The sequence below is a fragment of the Pleomorphovibrio marinus genome, assembly GCF_003347495.1.
Lineage (GTDB): Bacteria > Bacteroidota > Bacteroidia > Cytophagales > Cyclobacteriaceae > Pleomorphovibrio > Pleomorphovibrio marinus.
Genome location: NZ_QCXY01000001.1, coordinates 1,338,025 through 1,357,887, shown reverse-complemented (window position 1 = coordinate 1,357,887; position 19,863 = coordinate 1,338,025). Strand labels below are relative to the sequence as shown.

Genomic DNA, 19,863 nt, shown 5'->3' with positions numbered 1-19,863 from the left:
TTATAGGGTATGTTAAATCTGCGTGTAGATATAGACAACAATTCAGGTTTCTGCTTCGGTGTAGTTTATGCCATAGAAATGGCGGAAGAAATATTGGACGAGACAGGAAATTTGTACTGCCTCGGAGATATCGTGCACAATGACGAGGAGGTAAAAAGACTTACCAGCAAAGGACTTATCATCATTGACCATGAAGAACTAGGGAAGTTGAAGGACGAAAAAGTGCTGATCAGAGCCCATGGAGAGCCTCCTTCCACCTATGAACTGGCTATCAAAAACAACTTGACCCTTATTGATGCTTCATGCCCCGTGGTACTTAAACTCCAAAACAGAATTAAAAACTCTTTTGACAAAGAAGAAAAGATTTATATTTATGGCAAGCATGGTCATGCCGAGGTGATTGGATTGCTTGGCCAAACCCAGAATAAAGCGGTTGTCTTTCAAGATATCAGTGAGTTGGATATTCCCTCCTTACCGAAAGAAATCACCTTATACAGTCAAACCACCAAAAGCACGGATAAATTCTACGAAATCAACGAGGTGCTCAAGGAAAACGGTATCACCATTAATACCAATGATACAATATGTCGTCAGGTATCCAATAGAGACAAGGAGCTTAGGGATTTTGCGGCTAAGTTCGACCATATCGTTTTTGTGAGTGGCACAAAATCCTCCAATGGAAAAGTATTGTACAACGTTTGCAAAGAGAAAAACCCCCAGACTTACTTCGTCTCCAATCCAGAAGAGGTAAACCCAAACTGGTTTGGTGAAAATCAGTCTGTCGGGGTTTGCGGCGCCACCTCCACACCCATGTGGTTGATGGAGCAAGTTAGGGAAAGACTGCTCAGCTTTTGATTTTTGAATGTTTTTTTAATGGAGTTTGTTTTCTGTTATCATGACAAAAGCTTATTCCCTATCCAAAAATATTGACCCTAAGGGTCTGCTCATTTCCCTTGCAGTTATTACGGCTTGGTGGATAAGTCTTGTTTTTTTATTGGGCATGAATTTTTCGTGGACCAACCCGCTGACCTATCTTGGTATTGTAATCCAAACCCACCTTTATACCGGGCTATTCATCACCGCCCATGACGCCATGCATGGCGTTGTCTCTAGCAATAAAAAATTGAACCACGGAATAGGATGGGTGTCTGCTATTCTCTTTTCCTACAACTTTTACTGGAAACTATTTCCTAAACACCATGAACACCATAAATTTGTTGCTACGGATAAAGACCCAGATTTTCACCACAGTGGGCGGTTTTTTCCTTGGTATTTTTCATTTATTACTACCTATGTCAACTTCTGGCAAGTGCTTCTTATGGCTCTTACCTTCAACTTATTAAAGCTTTTTCTCCCCCAGGAAAACCTTATATTTTTCTGGATGCTCCCTGCCATTCTATCGACCCTTCAACTCTTTTACTTTGGGACTTATCTACCCCATAAAGGGGAAAATAACAACAAGCACCACTCCGGATCTCAGCATGAAAATCATTTGTGGGCTTTCCTGAGCTGTTATTTTTTTGGATACCATTACGAGCACCACGATGCACCGAATACCCCTTGGTGGAGGCTTTGGAAGATTAAGGAAAAGAATAGTCAAGGTACTCAAGCTATCTAATTTGATTGACTGAGTCTCCTTTTTGGGTAATCTAGAGCCAATGGAGACTATAGAATCCTGAACAATTATGGGGAGATTGGTGCCCTTATATCTGTCAATTCACCCACAGTAGAACCAGACTGCTTTGGCGGAGGGTCTTTTTTATCCACAAAATTTGGGGATAACAATGGATAAGGTTGAGATTCTTAAAAAACTTTGGTCCTTACTTCTTTAGCAATCTACCCAGTTGACGGTCAATGCCAAACCTCCGGTACTCGTTTCCTTATATTTTCCGTTCATATCCTTTGCGGTTTCCCACATGGTCTGAATGACATTATCCAAGGATACCTTGGTATGTTTTTCATCCGTCTCTAGGGCAAGTTCAGCGGCACTTATAGCCTTTATAGCCCCCATGGTATTCCGCTCTATACATGGCACCTGTACGAGCCCTCTTATGGGGTCACAGGTAAGGCCCAGGTGATGTTCCATTGCAATTTCCGCAGCGATAAGCACCTGTCCAGGAGTACCACCCATCAATTCACACAAACCTGCCGCGGCCATAGCACTGGAAACCCCAATTTCAGCTTGACATCCTCCCATAGCTGCGGATATGGTTGCTCCCTTCTTGAAAAGGGAACCTATTTCAGATGCCACCATCAAATATTCGCGAATTTGCTCCATTCCTGCTTGGTGGTTTTCTATCGTCAAGTAGTACATCAATACGGCAGGAACAACCCCGGCACTTCCATTGGTGGGAGCTGTCACTACCCTACCCATAGCTGCATTTTCTTCGTTCACGGCCAAGGCGAAGCTACTTACCCATTTCAAGACTTCCCTGAACTGCACGCTGGTATTGCGAATAGCTCCTAACCATGTAGGTGCATCCACATAGGTTTTTTGTGGCATAAGCCTTTCATGTAGGTCGAAAGCCCTCCTTTTTACCTCCAGGCCCCCCGGCAAGTATCCCTCCGAATGGCAGCCTTTGTACATGCTCTCCAACATCACCTGCCAAATTTTTTCAAGCCCATCTCCCAAATCTTTAGGCCTTCTGATGGCCAGTTCATTCATCAACACGATATCCGATATCTTCTTCCCCTCCTTGTTACAATATGCGAGTATTTGGTTAGCCCTTTCAATCGGAAAGGGAAAAATTCCAGCATCTAGGCCGGGAGCAACTGTTTCCCCCTCCTTCTGGACGAATCCACCACCTATGGAATAATAGGTTGCACTTATTTCCTCATTCCCAACCCATGCCATAACCCTTAATCCATTTGCATGATAATCCAGCGATTCCTTCTCAAATACAATATCGATCAAAGGATCAAAAGGTATAGGGTGCTTTCCCCCCAATATCAATTGCTTTTCCTCCTTAATTTTGGATATGAGTTTGGTGATTGCATGAATAGGCAAGGTAACTGGATCCGTTCCACTTAGTCCTAACATTACGGCTTTATCGGTGGCATGACCTTTTCCTGTAAGTGAAAGGGACCCATAAAGCACTATTTTCACTTTTTTTACACTTTGGAGAAGGGAAGGGTTCAACTCATCCAAAAAACGTTGACAGGCTTTCCACGGCCCCAGAGTATGGGAGCTGGATGGGCCTACACCCACTTTTAGCATATCAAAAACAGAAATACCTGCCATGCTTACTATTATAAAGTAAAATAGTGATTCAGAGACGCTCTAAGTTCTTCATGGATACTGCCATTTGTAGACAGAATTTGTCCACCGAAAATAAAGTCATCTCCGCCACTAAAGTCACTTACCTTACCTCCTGCCTCTTTTACAATCAAAGCACCAGCAGCCACATCATAGGACTGAAGGTTATATTCAAAATAGCCCTCAGCCCTGCCGCAAGCAACATAACAAAGATCCACTGCAGCACTGCCAAGCCTTCTCAGGCCATGGGAGTTTTTGAGTAGGTGTTGTAAAAACTGAAGGTATTCACCCATTTTCCCCCCATCATCATAGGGAAAGCCATGTGCAATTAGGCTTTCTGAAATATTGCGTACAAAGCTTACCTGGATGGGGTCATTATTACAAAAAGCCCCGCCTCCCTCATAAGCATAAAAACACTCGTCCAGGTTTACCTCATATACCACTCCGGCTACGATTTTTTCGCCCTTGGCTAATGCGATAGAAACAGCAAATATGGGAATCCCATGCACAAAGTTGGTGGTCCCGTCCAAGGGATCCACAATCCAAGTATATTCCTGGTTTGGGTCACTTTCGGTTCCCTCTTCAGTAATAAACCCTGCTTGGGGTAATAATGTACTGAGCTCTGAAACGATTATTTTTTCAGCCTCTTTGTCCACATAGGATACCAAGTCATTAAAGCCTTTCAGCTCCACATTGGCAAGGCTGAAACCTTGTTTTTCCTTCCTGATAAAAGCTCCTGCTTTTTTAGCAATCTTACAGGTAGCATTTGCAATTTCTTTTAAATCCATGTTATTTTTTTCCAGCGACAATTAACACTATTTCTCCCTTTAAGGTATTGGTTTCATAATAAGCAATTAAATCATTCAATGAACCCCTCACATTTTCTTCATGAATCTTGGTGAGCTCCCTACTTACACAGGCCATCCTGTCCTCACCAAAAAAATCTTTCATCTGGGTAAGGGTTTTAAGTAGCCGATGGGGAGATTCGTAGAATAACATGGTCCTCTCCTCGTGGGCTAGGAACTCCAACCGGGTTTTTCTCCCTTTTTTATGGGGAAGGAACCCTTCAAAAACAAATTTGTCATTGGGGAGACCGGAATTCACCAGAGCAGGAACGAAAGCAGTTGCACCCGGCAAACAACTTACATTTAAACCGGCCACCTGTGCTGCTCTCACCAATAAAAAACCAGGGTCGGAGATTCCCGGAGTACCTGCATCCGTCACCAGCGCCATTACCTCCCCTTCTATCATCCTCTGCACCAGCCTTTCCACCGTCTGGTGTTCATTGAATATATGGTAACTTTGAAGGGGTTTTCTGATCTGATAATGTTTGAGCAATTTCCCGCTGGTTCTGGTGTCCTCGGCAAGTATTACGTCCACCTCATTAAGAATGGACACTCCCCTGTAGGTCATATCCTCCAAGTTCCCTATCGGTGTTGGGACCAAATACAAATGCACGGGAGAACTACTGCCCATTAGATTTCATCTATTGCCTTAGCTAAGTCCCTGTCTTTTTGGGTAACTTTATTGCCTTCATCATGGGTGGATAGGTGAATGGAAACCTTGTTGTACACATTGCTCCAATCCGGATGGTGCTGCTGCTTTTCGGCTAGAAATGCCACTCTTGTCATGAAAGCGAAGGCTTCTGTAAAATCATCGAATTCAAAAGTTTTTTGAAGTTGGTTGTCTTGTTCTTTCCACATGGTAGCGTAATTTTTGTTATAATGAAATCACACCCTCAATTTCAGCCGCCTGCAAGTAAACTTCTATGATGGAGTCACTACTGGGCATCATGGCTTTAATAGTAGCACTCACATAGTTCCCCTTAGCAGACACCTTCAGGGTCATTTCATTATTAGGCAATAAGTTTGCCACTTCATGCTCTTTTCCACTTGGAACGATAAACTTGAACATATAAAGTGTAGGAAAAGAGGACTGCTCCTCTAATTTACCCTTGAAGGATGCTATGTCAAATTTTTTTTCCATACCCTTAAAACCATCAAACGCCAAAATTAAATCCCAATTGAACCAAAAAAATCCCACCTTGCATCAAGGTGGGACCTGTATAATTCTATCCTGGGATCTCTAAAAGAACCTGTATCTATAGTCTTTGACATCCGCCAATTCTTCCATCGCCATCATAATCATGTAGGCAGAACGTTGCGAAGCATTGTTCACCAACTCATTCTGGTACCGGGTATAATCAGCAATTTCAGCTGCAGGGGTCAAGTTGTTTAATTTGGCAACGATCACCCCCACTTCCTCTTGGATAGGCTTGGTAATTTGGCCTGACTCCTTCAGTCCAAATATCGCCCCTACTGCCTTTGGAGCAAACCCAACGCCTGGTATGACGCTTGCATTCATTTTGAGATCTGGGGTACTGCCCAAGGAGGCTTCAGGAAATTCCTCCTGCATAGCCTCAAGGGATTCCTTCCCTTGGAGCCTTTCGGCAACTTTAGCCGCTTTTTTCTGGTTCCTTACTTCTGCTGTCACAGATTCTCGCGTTTCAGGGTCATTTAGAGTTGCTGTTCCTGCTTCACGCTTAGCGGTGACCAAAGCCACCACATAGGCATCATCTAATTCAAAAACATGGGAAACGTCCCCCACCGAGGCATCATTGAAGGACCAGCGTACGATCTCTCTTGCACCAGTCATGTTATTCAAGGACCTGGCAGTGGCACCTACTCCACTGGCTTGGGTCACTTGGTAATTATTTGCTTCGGCCTGACTCCGAAAGGTATTCGCATTGGAGGCATTTGCTGCAAAGGAATCCGCATTCCTAAATACGTCGTTTCTAGTGACGTCACTTGCGATCAAGTCCATTTCCAAAATGGCAACCTTATAGGTGGTGGATTTGGGCATTTCAGTCACCTTAATGATATGATATCCGTATTCCGTCTCCACCACTCGGTTTATGATCCCCTCACTTCTTGCAGAAAAAACGGCATCCGCAAATTCATCCACAAAATCCTCAGCAGCAAACCATCCTAAATCTCCTCCCCTTTGAGCTGTCCCATCTTGACCGTATTGCTGTGCTGCCACTTCAAAATTACCGGTTTCCTGAACTTCCTGCAAGATTTCCTCAGCTTGAGCCCTGATGGCAGCGGCTTGATCCCCCTCCAATCCTTGCGTACTAAGTAGGATATGGCTTGCCCTCATTCTTGGAGTACCATCAAATTGCTCAGTGATCTTAAAGGAAGCAAAACTAGACCTATTGGTTAAAAATGGTCCGTAGGTTTCTCCAACCACCGGCTCCTCCACGTTGTCCCTGAGTGCCGCAGGAAGATTCTCCCCAGGCAATATGCTCCTAAAAGGATTGGATATGTCTGAATTCCTGTTAACAAAAACAGAATCCTGATCCGTCTCCATAAGCTCCTCTGTCAAGGTAGTAATTTCACGTCTTACTGTGGCGGAATCTTCAGCACTTGGCGCCAAACTGAACCTCACATACTCCAAGTCCCTACTTTCTGTTGCTTTAAACCTTGACTTATGCTTATTGAGATAGCTTTTTAGTTCGTTGTCAGATACAGTAACCTCACTATCGGGTATCAAATAATACGGAATGAACAAATGCTGCACATCCGCAACGGTATTGGCCATTTTATGCTGCAACCTAGCTTCTGCCGAATTAGCAAATTCTGCAGTTGCCAACATGTTGTCATATTTAATCCTTAGCCTGGAGTCTGCAAATAGTCGTTCCTGCTGTGCCCAAAACTGCTGCTGAGCAGGGTCTGCCGTTTCCAGGGACTGAAGAAAAGCCACCAATTGCTGCCTGTCAAACTCACCCGTCTCCGGATTGGTCAATTCCCTTCTCAATTCTGCAATGATGTTTTTGCCTTGAACCATGTCCACCAGCTCTGCATCCGTTACCGTCAGCCCGAGCTTTTCATACTGTGTGGAAAATACCTTTTCCACTATCAAGGCCTGCCAAGCCTGTTCTCTGATACTAGAAAGCTCATTCTCAGTAGGGTTTCTCCCCGTCTGCTGCTGAAAATTCACCTTATTTTGGTCTATTTTAGCAATGTATTCGTCGTAAGATATTTTTTCACCAGCTATCTCTCCCACTGTGGTCCTACTACCTCCCAGTATCATCGAATTCGGCCCTAGGATGTCGCCTCCGACCAGGAAGAATATAAGCCCGACTGCTATCACACCGATCGCTAGTCCTGTTCTTTGTCTTATTTGTTTTATTAATGCCATGCTTCTTTTTTTTGAAGTGACGCAAAATAATAGCATCTACTGCTAAATTCAAAATAATAACGGAGCAATAAACAAAGTAATTATTTACTATGCAGGGTTTATCTTAAGTTTTACAGTATCAATACGATGCTCCTGTTTTGCAACCACGGTAAAGGTAAAGGGGCCATACACTGCCGTTTCCCCTTTTTGAGGTATATTCTCCGTCAGGGAAAGTATAAACCCGGAGAGGGTTTCGAAATCCCCAGAGGGTAGGGTCCAATTGTATTTATCGTTCAAATAATCAATCTCATGCCTGGCACTGAGCAGGAATTCCTGTTCGGAGAGTTGCTGCTCGACCAAATCGTCACTGTCATATTCATCCTCTATTTCCCCGAAAATTTCCTCTATGATATCCTCCATACTTACAATCCCACTTGTTCCTCCAAATTCATCCACCACCAAGGACAGGCTTTTCCTCTCCTTAATAAACTGAACCAATAATTCGTTTGCGAGTGCAGACTCGGGCACAATGATTATTGGTGTAAGGATTTCTTCTATGGATTTAGGTTTCTTAAAAAGTTCCAAATGGTGGCAATACCCGATTACATCGTCGATTGTTTCCCTATATACGATAATTTTGGAATGCCCGCTGTCGATAAACGCTTGTTTGAGTTCTGCAATGCTGTCCTCCTCTTCCACGGCTACTATATCTGTTCGGGGCACCATACATTCTCGAACCCTTATGGTTTTGAACTCCACGGCATTGTCAAAAATTTTGGTGTCTATATCCGCTTTAGCCTCCTCCCCTTTGGTTTCGAGATTGTTTTGGATAAAGCTATTGAGGTCAGTAATTCTAAATACAGGTTTGTCCTCGTTGTAATCCAGGTTGAGCACATTGACTATAAAAATTTTGGATAAGCCTACTACCACCCATACCACCGGATACATCAAATAATAAACCAGGGAGAAAGGGAGAGAAAAAATGTATAGCATATTGTTGGGGTTCAGCATGAAGATGCTCTTAGGAATAAACTCTGCCGTAACCAAAACCAGGATAGTTGAAATTACCGTCTGGAGGATTATTATACTTGCAGGGTGTTCCACCCCATCGGGTAGCAGGTTGCTGATAGGCCCCTCCAGTAAATAGGCCATGAAAATCCCATAAAGCACCAAAGACACGGTATTCCCCAATAAGGTGGTGCCAATAAATTGGCTGGGGTTTTTGATAAAGGTTGAAAGTAACCTCCCAAGGAGTTTTCCCTGTTTGTTTTGAAGCTCTATATGCAATCTATTGGCAGAAACAAAAGCGATTTCCAATCCGGAGAACAAGGCGGAAAAGGTAAGAGTAATGAGAACAAAAAGAAGATAATTGGTTTCCATTTTTTCTATTTGGTTTTCTTCGGCTTGGAATTCTTCCTTGGCTTACCTTTCAGGTTTTCATCCTGACTTTCCTTCTCTTCCATCTTTCTTTTTCTATACAAAAACCAAATCAACAACACTACCGAAAACATAAAGATGGGATAGGATGCCCCCACTCCATGCTGTAGGGTAACATGAGCCCCAATTATCACAAGTGCTGCCGCCAATGGCAATAAAACAAAGTCAAGTAATTTCATCTGTTTATAATTTTTTTTTCAGCGGTCATATAGCCTGCCCCTGCCTGCCCCGAACTCGTTTCGGGGAATTTATTTCGGGAGAGGCTCGCCAGGTTAATCATGCCCCCGTGTGTCGCTCATGTTATGCTCGATTTCATACATTAAAAGGCATTTTCGATTATTCCGGTAACCTTGGTGAAGGTATATTCATTGAACCCTTCATCGGCTTCCATTCCCGTACCTTTAATGATTCGGGAGGGCTCCTCCACGGTAACAAATTTTTCGGTATAAATCTTCTTTTTCCCAGGGTCCCAAAACAACTCCTCTGAGTTCAACTTTTGTTCCTTGAGTAAATTGTGAACCTGTACGTCCCCTTCTCCTCTATACAAATGATTTTTTCGGTCGTAATACCCTTTGTCTGCCCTTATAGTAGTGCTCAGCTCTCCATCCTTCTCAAAAAAATGAATGAGTATCCCCTCTGGAAACTCCAAATTCCCATTTTGAAACTCCAACTGTTCATCTGCCATCAGCTTGGTACGGACAATGGCAGAATCACTGTGGTGCAAAACAATATCATAGCCTATCCTGGAAGGTCCTTCATAAATCTCCAATTGACGTTTATCCACATCTTCCCGACAGGAAATAAAAGCGCCAAAAACCACTGCTATAGCCAATACGATAAGCCTCATTTAGAAACAGGACAATTAATACTACAAAGATAAAACAAAAGGCGGTACAAGACCGCCTTTGTGAAAATGATAAATAGGAAGGTTTTACCCAACTTTAATCTCTAGTTGCAAGAGTTACCGTTTGACCAATCCAGCATCCAGTATTAATTTCATCCCCAACCTGATAGCCTTCAGTGAAAAGCTCCTCTTTGGAAGGGAACCTGGATTTTGCCTCTCTCATCCCATCAGAATCACCGGCCTTGGCATAGGCGTTATAAGCAGCAATATATATGGAATAATCTTTTACCCTGCTTTGTCCACCTCTACAATCGGAAGAAGAGCTCATGTACATGCCTGCAACAAATCCATGTGCTCGTTTTTCGAATTCCTCTTTGTTGAATTCCGCGGCTTTCAGGGCTGAACTTCTAGCTTGTCCTTTTCTGTTCAGGTTTGCATGAACCTTTGCCATATCCCAGTGGATCTCAGCTTTTTGTTCATCCGTTTCCGCAAGCGTGAGGGCTTTTTCAAAAAGCTCACCTGCTTTATCATATTCAGAGTTTTGCATGTAACGCAATCCTCTTACCTGAGAGGTCGTAAATGTAGGGTCTGCGTTGTCAATTACCTCCAAAGCACTTAGGAAGGCAGGCGTATTGGTGCATTTATGTTGAACAGAATATTCAAAGATCTGCTTTGCTAGCTTCATACTCTCAGGGTCTTTTTCCAACCTGGGACCTAGGCTATTGTTGATAAAGTCACAATCAATTATGTCCATAGCTACCAGCAGCTGTTCCAAGGTGGCTTTAGGAGTAGCCACATCCTTTCCCTCTTCTTCTGCATCCTCAAGCATAGCCATCAGTTCTTCATACTTAGTCAATGCCTCTTCTGGTGTATAGGCCTGATTGTATGCAAAGTGCCTGTAAATCGCATCAAAGTAAGCCGCCACTAATTGGGGAGTAGTAATTTTCCCATGTATCTCGACTACCCTGTCAAACAACTCTACGGCATCTCCTACCCTGTCTTTGTCACCCTTGAAAAACCTGTATGCGTAATAAGCCTTATTTTCAATCCACCTGGCTTCATTGTCGTATTTCTCGTTTCTCACATTATAAAGGGTGATTACAGAGTCCTGAAATTCCCTTGCCTGATCTTCATCATCAACCATATCAGAGGCCTTGGCATAAATATCCACACCATTGATATAAAGTGATTCATTTAAATCAGGAACATTTGTCAGCAACCAATGTAAGCCTTCTCTCGCTTTTAAGAATTCACCGGACTTCCGGTAATCCGTATAGGCAGCATTATACTCCCTGGCCTTGGCCTCCATTTGGGCATCTTCTGGCCAGTTCCAATTTGCTTGTGCATGTGAAAATCCCACCATTAGAAAGGAGAGACAGCCAATAATCGTAAACTTAATTTTCATGTTTGTCCACATTACTCAAATACTTTTTTGTAAAACCAACTATTATCATTTATCGAAACTCCTAAAGAAACCTTAAAGTAATTCTCCCTCACCAATCCATTATCAGTAGTTCCTCTTGTCCCCACTTTAACGGCCAAATTTAATAGGGACAGGGTATGTACAGGTATCGAGGCACCAAAATTAATGCCAAGGTCATTTACCTGTGTGTTGTTCAGAACAAATGGCAGTCTCTCATATTCGAGACCTGCCCTGAACCTTGTCCTCTGAAACATGCTTTCCATGGAGAAGGCATCAGGAGTATACTGTCCACCCAAACTTAGCTTAAAGGATTCGTCTAAGTTGCCCTCCAATCCATTAAAGCCCCTATATTCCCTGAAATCTTGATGTTGCATTTCAAGGCCTATTACAAATTTATCAATTTTTTCATAAGAAACACCAAACCCTAACCTGTTGGGTATGAAAATACTCCCCTCTACATCGTCGCTCAAAACGTCTCCGGGAGAATTTGGGATACTAGCTTGGCCTATTTCTGCCATTTTTGCAAACTCTTTTCCTCTAACGTCTCCAAAAACCTGATAAGTGGCACCGAAATTCAACACTTTTTGCTGACCCAACGGCATCATATAATAAATACCCCCTTTTACAGAAACATCACTGAAGTTGGTTCTCTCAAACAATTCTGAGGAAATACCCACACCCTGAAAGTCCTCATCCATAAGCACTAATTGGTTCGTGCGGATGGTGGATCCAAAAAGATAGGAGCCGTGAACCCCAAGACTCAAATTTTTCATAATCAGGAAACCCGTTTGCAGATAAACCTCACTGAGCCCCCCTCTTCCCTCTATGGTGTTTTGTGAAAACAAGTCTGAATTAGCCACAGGAGCAGTCACGGTAAGGTTATAATCCACCCCGGTCACCTGATTTAGCCCTAAACCGGCCGTCCAACGCCTTGGTACAATAGGGAAGGACATAGCCACGTAGCTTAATCCTCCTCCGTCTATCTCTTCGGAACTCTCCTCAGTAGCAGCCTGAACATTAACATAATTTAACGCGGCCTGAAAGTTAAATGCTGAATTTTTTACGGAAACCGCAGGGTTCACATGGTTGATGGAAAATGAATTACCCCAACTTATACCTTGGCCACCCATGGCCTTATTCTGAGTGAATCCCGAATTATTGAATTTCCCTATGCCCAAGGAACTGTAGGTAGAGGTGGTGGATTGCGCAAAAGAAGATGATATGGAAACAAAGCACCCAAAAAGTGCCGCTAGAATTCGTCTATGGTATACTGACATTGTAAGTTAATATTCTATTCAATCCGTACAGAACCAAATTAGGGATTACAAATATGTAGTCTTTTGTTAAGCTTTCAAAGTAGGGGGCATCTCCTCCACAAATATAAACCTTGAGGTCGGGGTAATCTTTTCGATAACGCTCTACTGTATAATGAATTTCACCCATCACTCCAAAAAACACCCCACTTTGCATACATTCCTCCGTGGTGGCTCCCACGAGAACGGGAGGCTCACTTGCCAACCCCACCAAGGGAAGCCTGCTCGTAAAGCTATGCATGGCCTTAAACCTCATGCTTACTCCAGGGGAAATACCTCCCCCCCTGTAAATCGTCTCTCCGTCAAGGAACTCATATGTAATGCAAGTGCCCATATCAATGCCCAAACTTTCTCCACCCGGGTTGAAAAATGCCAAACCTACGGCAGCGGCAATTCTGTCAAGCCCCAATGTAGAGGGAGATTTGTAGACATTGGTAATCGGCAGTTTTAAGTCATGATTGAACCAGGTAAAGGGGAAATTCAATCCTTCTTCCAATTCTTCTTGGTCCCATTTTACCGAGCTTATCATTGCTCTTTCGAAGGACAATGTGGAGGAAAGATTCTTTAGCGCATCCAGGTCTGTCAAGGTCCATTCCATTTCAAGCTTATCTTTCTCAAAAAGACCAGCCTTAATCCTGGAATTTCCTATATCTATAATAAAATTTTTCAAACTATATTAATTTGACTTAATTTGTCTTAACGTATTGTCTGCTAATTTTAAAGTGGGTAAAAATAGGTATTTAAAAAAAGCACTATCCATGCACCTGATTAATTTTAACTTTACAGGTGCCAATTTAACAAACTTTAACCCAAATGGATGCATCTTCAGTTTATCCGATGATAGGACTTATGTCAGGCACCTCTGGGGATGGTCTGGATCTTGTGTTCACCACTTTTAGGAAAACCGAAAAATGGGACTTCACCCTTCATTTTGGGGACACCATCCCTTTTCCGGCAACCTTGCAGAAACAACTGAAAGAAGCACACTTTTTGAATGCCAATGACCTGGCATTACTTGACATTAAATTCGGGAGATGGATGGGTGAAATGGTGAAAAAAACTTGCCAAAACAAGAAAATAGCACCACTTGCGATAGCCTCCCATGGCCATACTGTCTTTCATCAACCAGATAAAAGCTTAACCCTGCAAATCGGTAATGGATGGGCACTTCATGCTGCTAGTGGTCTTCCCGTAATCAATGATTTCCGTAGCCTGGACGTACAATTAGGTGGGCAAGGTGCCCCCTTAGTGCCGATCGGTGATCTACACCTTTTCCCGGAAGCTGAGTTTTGTCTCAATCTTGGGGGAATTGCCAATATTTCCATAAAAGAGGAAAATGAAATTCTTGCTTTCGACATTTGTCCATTTAACCTTTTGTTTAATCATTTTGCCCAGAAGTTAGGAAAGGATTTCGACGAAAATGGCGCACTTGCCAAAACTGGAAACGAAAATCAACGTTTATTTAATCAGCTAGAAAGTCTGTCCTATTACCAAAGATCTGGTGCCAAATCCCTGGGCAGGGAAGACATCGAACAACATTATTTCCCAATTTTGGAAGGGGTTGGGCTAAAGCCGGAAGATATCCTGGCAACTTTAACCACTCATTACGTAACTAGGATAGTCGCTTGTTTGGAAGGGAAAAGAGGGACTTTGATGCCTACAGGAGGCGGTGCTTTTAACCGCTATTTTATTTCCCAATTGGAGAGGCGGCTGCCGGAAACAATTCGTATTTCCCTTCCGGATAAATCAATTATATCGTTAAAAGAGGCATTGATATTTGCCTTTTTGGGTGCCTTGAGGCTGAATGGAGAAAATAATTGCTTAGCCTCAGTCACTGGGGCCTGCAAAGACAGTTGCGGGGGTCTGATTTACGGATTCTAAACGACATTTTTCTTCACTATTAGAAGGAGAAGGAAAAGCCATAAGGTTCATCGCATCCAAATGAAAATTACTATTTGGTTACGAAATCGAGCCTGTCCTGACGGCAGTCAGGGCATGACGAGCACGTCACACACTGGGATGATTATAGACTGCGAGATTCCCCCGAAGCGAGTTCCCCGAAACAAGTTCGGGGCAGGCAGGGGCAGGCTATATGGCCTTTAAAAAACAAATTATAATCAGATGAAATGCCCATGAGAAAAGTTCTCACACAGGGGGATGATTATCCAGGGCATTCCATCTGGCCTTTAAAAAAAAATTATAATCAGATGAAATCGAGCATGACGTAAGCGACGCACGGAGGGATGATTAAGATTGCGAGATTCCATGTGGCAAATAAAAATCAATTATAAACACATGAAAGAACTACTAAAAAAATTCGAGAATAAACAACCTGAAATCGTTTTTGAATGGAGCGACAGTGAATCAGAGGCAGAAGGTTGGCTTGCTATTAATTCCTTAAGAGGCGGTGCCGCCGGTGGTGGTACACGCATGGAAAAAGGACTGGACAAAAGGGATGTGATCGAGTTGGCCAAAACCCAGGAAGTGAAATATACCGTCTCTGGCCCCCCGATTGGTGGCGCGAAGGCAGGCATTAACTTCGACCCTGAAGACCCGAGGAAGCATGAGGTATTAAAACGCTGGTTTTCCGTAACAATGCCCTTGATGAAGAGTTATTTCGGCACTTTGGGCGACTTGTACATTGATGAGGTGTCGGAAATCATTCCCATGACAGAGGGTTTTGGGCTTTGGCATCCACAAGAGGGGATTGTAAACGGCCATTTTAAGGCTTCAGAGCCGGAGAAAATACGCAAGATTGGCCAACTTAGGCAAGGGGTATCTAAAATCCTGGAAAATCCCGAATATATCCCGGATGGTTCTAACAAATACAGGGTTTCCGATATGATTACTGGCTTTGGCATTTCAGCTTCTGTCCAGCACTATTACAAATTGTGGGGCGGAAAGTTGAAAGGTAAAAGGGCAATTATCCAGGGATGGGGAAATGTAGGTGCCTCTGCAGCCTGTTTTATGGCCCTTCAAGGGGTGAAAATAGTCGGTGTCATTTCCCGTGAGGGTGGGCTGATTAACAAGGAGGGTTTCAGCCTTGAAGAGGTAAAGGAACTATTCATCAACAAAGAAAAAAACAAGTTGGTAGCCAAAGACCTGCTTCCTTTTGAGGAGGTCAATGAGCGGATTTGGGATGTGGGCGCGGAAATCTTTATACCAGCAGCCCGATCAAGGTTGGTCACAAAAGACCAGGTATCCAGAATGAAGGACTCGGGTTTGGAATTAATCACTTGTGGGGCCAATATACCTTTTGCGGAAGATGATATATTTTTGGGGCCAATCGGTATTTACGCAGACAACAACCTCTCCCTAATTCCCGATTTCATTTCGAATACAGGTATATCCAGGGTTTTTGCCTACCTCATGTCGGAAAAGGGAGTGATTACCGACGAGGCAATATTTGAAGATGTGAGCAATACCATTTACGCAGCTCTTAAAAAGTCTCACCAAGCGAACGGTGAAAGAACCAAAATCGCCCAAACCTCTCTAGAAATTGCCTTGAAACAACTTTTGTAACCTTAAAGGAGTAGGTGCAAAAAGCTGGGGCCAAAAGCTACAGTTTCCACCTACTTCCAAAAAGTTGTTAGAATTCAATCAAATTAAGTAGTTTAGTGTTTCAATACGTCTGGAAAGTGCCTACCTACCTTTTGGACATTCTCAATTCTGATAATTAGACGGATTTAACCTATCCCCTTGATGAAACATATTGCCACTTTTTGTGTCCTGTTTACATTAATCCTATTAGGAGGTAATCAACCTGGATTAGGTGCCCCCATAGCACAACATGCTCATTTATCAGTGGCAGAGAAAACCCATGTTTCTCAAGAGTTTGATGGGGATGAATCCGCCCACGAGGGCCAGGATGCCCATCACGGAAAACCGGCACCGGGATGGTTAGTGATCCCTTTTGTGGTGTTATTGCTAATGATAGCCACTGGCCCTCTTTTCTATGAACATTTCTGGCATCATAACTACCCCAAGATCGCTGTGGCTTTAGCGGTAATCGTAGTAGGGTATTATCTGTTTGTACTGCAGAATACCCACCATCCTTTTCATGCACTTGCAGAATACGTTCAATTCATAGCTCTTTTAGCCTCACTTTACGTTGCCTCAGGAGGAATCCTTATCAACGTGGACAAAGCTTCCACCCCATTGGTCAATGTGGGGATTTTGGTGATTGGGGCATTGATATCTAATTTGATAGGAACCACAGGTGCCTCCATGTTGCTGATTAGGCCATTTATACGGCTTAATCGCCATAATATCCAGCCCTATCATATTATTTTCTTCATCTTTATGGTAAGCAACATTGGTGGCTCCCTGACGCCAATAGGTGATCCTCCCCTCTTTTTGGGCTTTTTGAAAGGGGTTCCTTTCATCTGGACGCTGGAACATAACTGGCCGGCTTGGGTGCTTGCTCTATCCCTGCTCTCCATATTGTTCTTTGTGGTTGACAAGAAACTCGGAAGGGCAAGCGATGATTCTGATAAAGAGCAACCTGAAACTTACAGCAACAAGGTGTCCCTTCAGGGAAGCAAGAATTTCGTTTGGTTGACCATTATCATTCTTTCCGTTTTCTTTGACCCCAACAAAATAGACTGGGTGCCGGCCATTCATTTTGATGGACAGCGTTTTTCCTTCATTAGGGAAATCATCATGTTCAGCGTAGTATTTCTCTCTTATAAGTTTGCGGATAAACAGGCTTTGGATGGCAATGAATTCAATTTCGAACCTATCCGAGAAGTGGCATTTATTTTTATTGGGATTTTCGGCACCATGATGCCGGCCTTGGAATTAGTGGGGACCTTTGCCCAGTCTGAGGAAGGGTCAGCTTTGATAAACCACAACACCCTCTATTGGGGAACAGGGATCTTATCTGGCTTCTTGGACAATGCCCCTACCTACCTCAACTTTCTGGCCGCAGCTATGGCTTCTCAGGGTGCAGACATCAACAATATGGCTCAGGTAAAAGACTTCGCAGACGATCTTTACCACGATTCCTCCTTTGAACTCCTTGCCATCTCCATTGCCTCTGTGTTCTTCGGTGCCATGACCTATATCGGAAACGGCCCGAACTTTATGGTAAAATCAATCGCCGAACAAAGCGGTATCAGGATGCCCTCCTTTTTTGGATACATCATTCGGTTTTCTATCCCCATATTGATCCCTATCCTTATCCTTACCTGGTTGGTTTTCTTTGCATTCGCTTAAGAAAAAATTCAGGTCAGTAGGTAAATAAGTAACATGGATTGAAATCCTATGGTAAAAAAATTACATTTCTTAAGGAATCAATGTTCCCCTCACCTGCATCTGGTTTCTAGGTAAAAACCATACCTTTTGCAACCCGTTTATCCGGTAAGATTTAAGCGTGTCCCCTTCCAGGGTTAGAGAACCTTCCGTGAAGGACAGAAAAAAAAGGTTTTCCTTCTTGCGGACAAAAGTGACACTGTCAATTGCATTGTCCTTGTTTTTATAGACATTCATTTCTTTGATCTCCCCTTTTTCACCCTCTTTAAGGATATGGCTGATTCTATTTTGGCTTTCTTCGGTATGGTATGCGTTGGCGAGGGAAGCTTTATTAATATCGGCATGAATGAAGATATCCAACTCCCTTCTCCAATCTTCGGGGTTTAATTGCTCACTACTCTGCTCCATATTATTTCCCACCATCAACTGCTTTTCCAAAGTCATCCCATCCATATGGGGTAATTTTTCTTCGATAAGGGATTTAATAGAAAAGTATTGGTCGATCTGGATGGGATTAGAAAAGGGCCTTTCTTCCTCTTGTCTGCAACCCGAAAGAGTAGCGAAAAGAACAAGAAAAGCCCCTAAATTATGCAAAATAAGTCTCCACATTCTATTTTAGGAGGATCTCTCCAGTCATTTCACCGGGAATATCTATTCCCATCATGGTCAAAATGGTAGGTGCCAAGTCTCCCAGTTTACCGTCTTTTACTTCAAGTCTGTCATGCCCATCTACCATGATGCAAGGCACTAGGTTTGTAGTGTGGGCTGTGTTTGGGGTTCCGTCCGGGTTAACCATACAATCGCTGTTGCCGTGATCTGCTATCACAATTACGGAATAATCATTTTCCAAGGCAGTCTCTATTACAGATTGTGAACACTTATCCACAGCCTCGCAAGCCTTCACAGCGGCTTCAAACACCCCTGTATGCCCCACCATGTCGGCATTGGCGAAATTCAGGCAAATAAAGTCCGTCTCCTTTTTAGGCAGTTCTGCATTGATTTTTTTGGCGATTTCAAAGGCACTCATTTCAGGCTGCAAATCATAGGTTGCCACCTTGGGGCTGTTGCAAAGTATCCTGGATTCCCCTTCGAAGACCTTTTCCCTACCCCCGGAAAAGAAGAAGGTGACATGGGGGTACTTTTCGGTCTCTGCAATCCGGATTTGCCGCTTACCCTGTCTGGCCAATACCTCTCCTATAGTGTTGCTTAGGTTGTCTTTCTGGAATACCACGTGCACGTTCTCGAAAGTCTCATCGTACAGGGTAAGCGTCACGTAATAAAGGTCCAGTTTCTTCATATTATAATCCGGAAAGTCCTTTTGAGTGAGTACCTGTGTAATCTCCCTGCCCCTGTCAGTCCTGAAATTGAAGCAGATCACCACATCCCCATTCTCAATATTTCCTACTGGTTTCCCTTCCTCATCCACCTGTATAATAGGACGTATAAATTCATCAGTTACCTCGTTCTCATAGGATTTATTTATTGCGCTTAGGATGTTCTTGGATTTTTCACCTTCCCCGTGCACCAATGCCTGATAGGCAAGTTTAACTCTTTCCCAGCGGTTGTCCCTGTCCATGGCATAGTACCTGCCTGTTACAGAGGCCACTTGACCTACAGAAGCCTTGCAATGCTCCTGAACCTGGGCTAGATAACCAATACCTCCTTTGGGATCTGTGTCTCTTCCATCTGTAAAGGCATGGATGAATACATCATTTACCCCGTTAGCCTTTGCTGCATCACAAAGCCCTTTTAAGTGTAAAAGATGGGAATGAACTCCACCGTCAGAAACCAAACCTATGAAATGTACCTTTTTGCCATGTTTTTTTGCCTCTTCAAATGCGGCTTTTAACGTGGGCTGCTCTTTCAACTCTCCATCTTCCACCGCTTTGTTTACCTTCACCAAATCCTGATAGACCACCCGGCCGGCTCCAATATTCATGTGCCCAACCTCGGAGTTGCCCATTTGGCCTTCGGGTAACCCAACCGCAAGCCCAGAAGCGTCTAGCCTGGAATGTGGGTAATTTTCAAAAAGACTATCAATGAAAGGAGTCTTGGCTTTATCAATCGCTGAAACATCAGGATTGGGTGCCAAACCCCATCCATCCAAAATCATTAGCAAAACTTTCTTGTTCATTTTCAGAATTTTCTTGTTCTCAAA

19 protein-coding genes are annotated in these 19,863 nt (G+C 43.4%); 5 read left to right on the top strand and 14 right to left on the bottom strand.

The window, feature by feature from the left end:
- The first annotated feature begins 9 nt into the window (after positions 1 to 9).
- Positions 10 to 855, top strand: a complete 846-nt coding sequence (locus tag DB520_RS05670; protein ID WP_114748624.1) for a 4-hydroxy-3-methylbut-2-enyl diphosphate reductase — start codon at positions 10 to 12, stop codon at positions 853 to 855.
- A 40-nt stretch (positions 856 to 895) separates the two neighbouring features.
- Positions 896 to 1,618 (top strand): fatty acid desaturase, encoded by a 723-nt coding sequence (locus DB520_RS05665; protein WP_114748623.1) that lies wholly within the window; start codon positions 896 to 898, stop codon positions 1,616 to 1,618.
- A 210-nt stretch (positions 1,619 to 1,828) separates the two neighbouring features.
- On the opposite strand, the gene DB520_RS05660 is transcribed toward DB520_RS05665, so the two are convergent.
- The 12 genes from DB520_RS05660 to DB520_RS05605 form a co-directional block, all read right to left on the bottom strand.
- Positions 1,829 to 3,241 carry an L-serine ammonia-lyase gene (locus DB520_RS05660; RefSeq protein WP_114748622.1) on the bottom strand — a complete coding sequence of 471 codons (1,413 nt, stop codon included), beginning with the start codon at positions 3,239 to 3,241 and terminating at the stop codon, positions 1,829 to 1,831.
- 8 nt (positions 3,242 to 3,249) lie between these two features.
- Entirely contained in the window at positions 3,250 to 4,044 is a 795-nt protein-coding gene (locus tag DB520_RS05655; protein ID WP_114748621.1) for an inositol monophosphatase family protein, read from the bottom strand.
- Position 4,045: 1 nt separating this feature from the next.
- Entirely contained in the window at positions 4,046 to 4,732 is a 687-nt protein-coding gene (gene rsmI, locus DB520_RS05650; protein WP_114748620.1) for a 16S rRNA (cytidine(1402)-2'-O)-methyltransferase, read from the bottom strand.
- Complete coding sequence (locus tag DB520_RS05645; RefSeq protein ID WP_114748619.1) at positions 4,732 to 4,959, bottom strand: 4a-hydroxytetrahydrobiopterin dehydratase; 228 nt, start codon at positions 4,957 to 4,959, stop codon at positions 4,732 to 4,734. The genes rsmI and DB520_RS05645 overlap by 1 nt, the downstream gene beginning before the upstream one ends.
- A gap of 16 nt (positions 4,960 to 4,975) precedes the next feature.
- A complete protein-coding gene (locus DB520_RS05640; protein ID WP_114748811.1) occupies positions 4,976 to 5,242 on the bottom strand; it encodes a DUF493 family protein in 267 nt (88 codons plus the stop codon).
- 99 nt (positions 5,243 to 5,341) lie between these two features.
- Complete coding sequence (locus tag DB520_RS05635) at positions 5,342 to 7,456, bottom strand: peptidylprolyl isomerase (RefSeq protein ID WP_114748618.1); 2,115 nt, start codon at positions 7,454 to 7,456, stop codon at positions 5,342 to 5,344.
- A gap of 87 nt (positions 7,457 to 7,543) precedes the next feature.
- Complete coding sequence (locus DB520_RS05630) at positions 7,544 to 8,815, bottom strand: hemolysin family protein (protein ID WP_114748617.1); 1,272 nt, start codon at positions 8,813 to 8,815, stop codon at positions 7,544 to 7,546.
- Between the two features lie 5 nt (positions 8,816 to 8,820).
- Positions 8,821 to 9,051, bottom strand: coding sequence for a hypothetical protein (locus DB520_RS05625; RefSeq protein ID WP_114748616.1), 231 nt, complete (start codon positions 9,049 to 9,051; stop codon positions 8,821 to 8,823).
- Between the two features lie 140 nt (positions 9,052 to 9,191).
- The gene (lptC, locus tag DB520_RS05620) at positions 9,192 to 9,719 is read right to left on the bottom strand and encodes an LPS export ABC transporter periplasmic protein LptC (RefSeq protein WP_114748615.1); all 528 of its coding nucleotides are present in this window, start codon (positions 9,717 to 9,719) and stop codon (positions 9,192 to 9,194) included.
- Positions 9,720 to 9,813: 94 nt separating this feature from the next.
- Positions 9,814 to 11,121, bottom strand: coding sequence for a hypothetical protein (locus DB520_RS05615; protein WP_114748810.1), 1,308 nt, complete (start codon positions 11,119 to 11,121; stop codon positions 9,814 to 9,816).
- Between the two features lie 11 nt (positions 11,122 to 11,132).
- Positions 11,133 to 12,416 carry a hypothetical protein gene (locus DB520_RS05610; RefSeq protein WP_114748614.1) on the bottom strand — a complete coding sequence of 428 codons (1,284 nt, stop codon included), beginning with the start codon at positions 12,414 to 12,416 and terminating at the stop codon, positions 11,133 to 11,135.
- Positions 12,400 to 13,122: a type III pantothenate kinase gene (locus tag DB520_RS05605; protein ID WP_114748613.1), complete on the bottom strand. Its 723-nt coding sequence runs from the start codon at positions 13,120 to 13,122 to the stop codon at positions 12,400 to 12,402. The genes DB520_RS05610 and DB520_RS05605 overlap by 17 nt, the downstream gene beginning before the upstream one ends.
- Before the next feature lie 143 nt (positions 13,123 to 13,265).
- Between DB520_RS05605 and DB520_RS05600 the strand changes: the two genes are divergently transcribed.
- From DB520_RS05600 to DB520_RS05590, 3 genes are all read left to right on the top strand, one after another.
- On the top strand, positions 13,266 to 14,333 hold the full coding sequence (locus DB520_RS05600) for an anhydro-N-acetylmuramic acid kinase (RefSeq protein WP_114748612.1): 1,068 nt from the start codon (positions 13,266 to 13,268) through the stop codon (positions 14,331 to 14,333).
- 414 nt (positions 14,334 to 14,747) lie between these two features.
- The gene (locus DB520_RS05595) at positions 14,748 to 15,974 is read left to right on the top strand and encodes a Glu/Leu/Phe/Val dehydrogenase dimerization domain-containing protein (protein WP_114748611.1); all 1,227 of its coding nucleotides are present in this window, start codon (positions 14,748 to 14,750) and stop codon (positions 15,972 to 15,974) included.
- A 180-nt stretch (positions 15,975 to 16,154) separates the two neighbouring features.
- Positions 16,155 to 17,669, top strand: a complete 1,515-nt coding sequence (locus tag DB520_RS05590; protein ID WP_114748610.1) for a sodium:proton antiporter — start codon at positions 16,155 to 16,157, stop codon at positions 17,667 to 17,669.
- Positions 17,670 to 17,738: 69 nt separating this feature from the next.
- Here DB520_RS05590 and DB520_RS05585 read toward each other — a convergent pair whose 3' ends face one another.
- Positions 17,739 to 18,314, bottom strand: a complete 576-nt coding sequence (locus DB520_RS05585) for a Rossmann-fold NAD(P)-binding domain-containing protein (RefSeq protein ID WP_114748609.1) — start codon at positions 18,312 to 18,314, stop codon at positions 17,739 to 17,741.
- Position 18,315: 1 nt separating this feature from the next.
- Entirely contained in the window at positions 18,316 to 19,839 is a 1,524-nt protein-coding gene (gene gpmI, locus DB520_RS05580) for a 2,3-bisphosphoglycerate-independent phosphoglycerate mutase (protein ID WP_114748809.1), read from the bottom strand.
- Positions 19,840 to 19,863 lie beyond the last annotated feature (24 nt).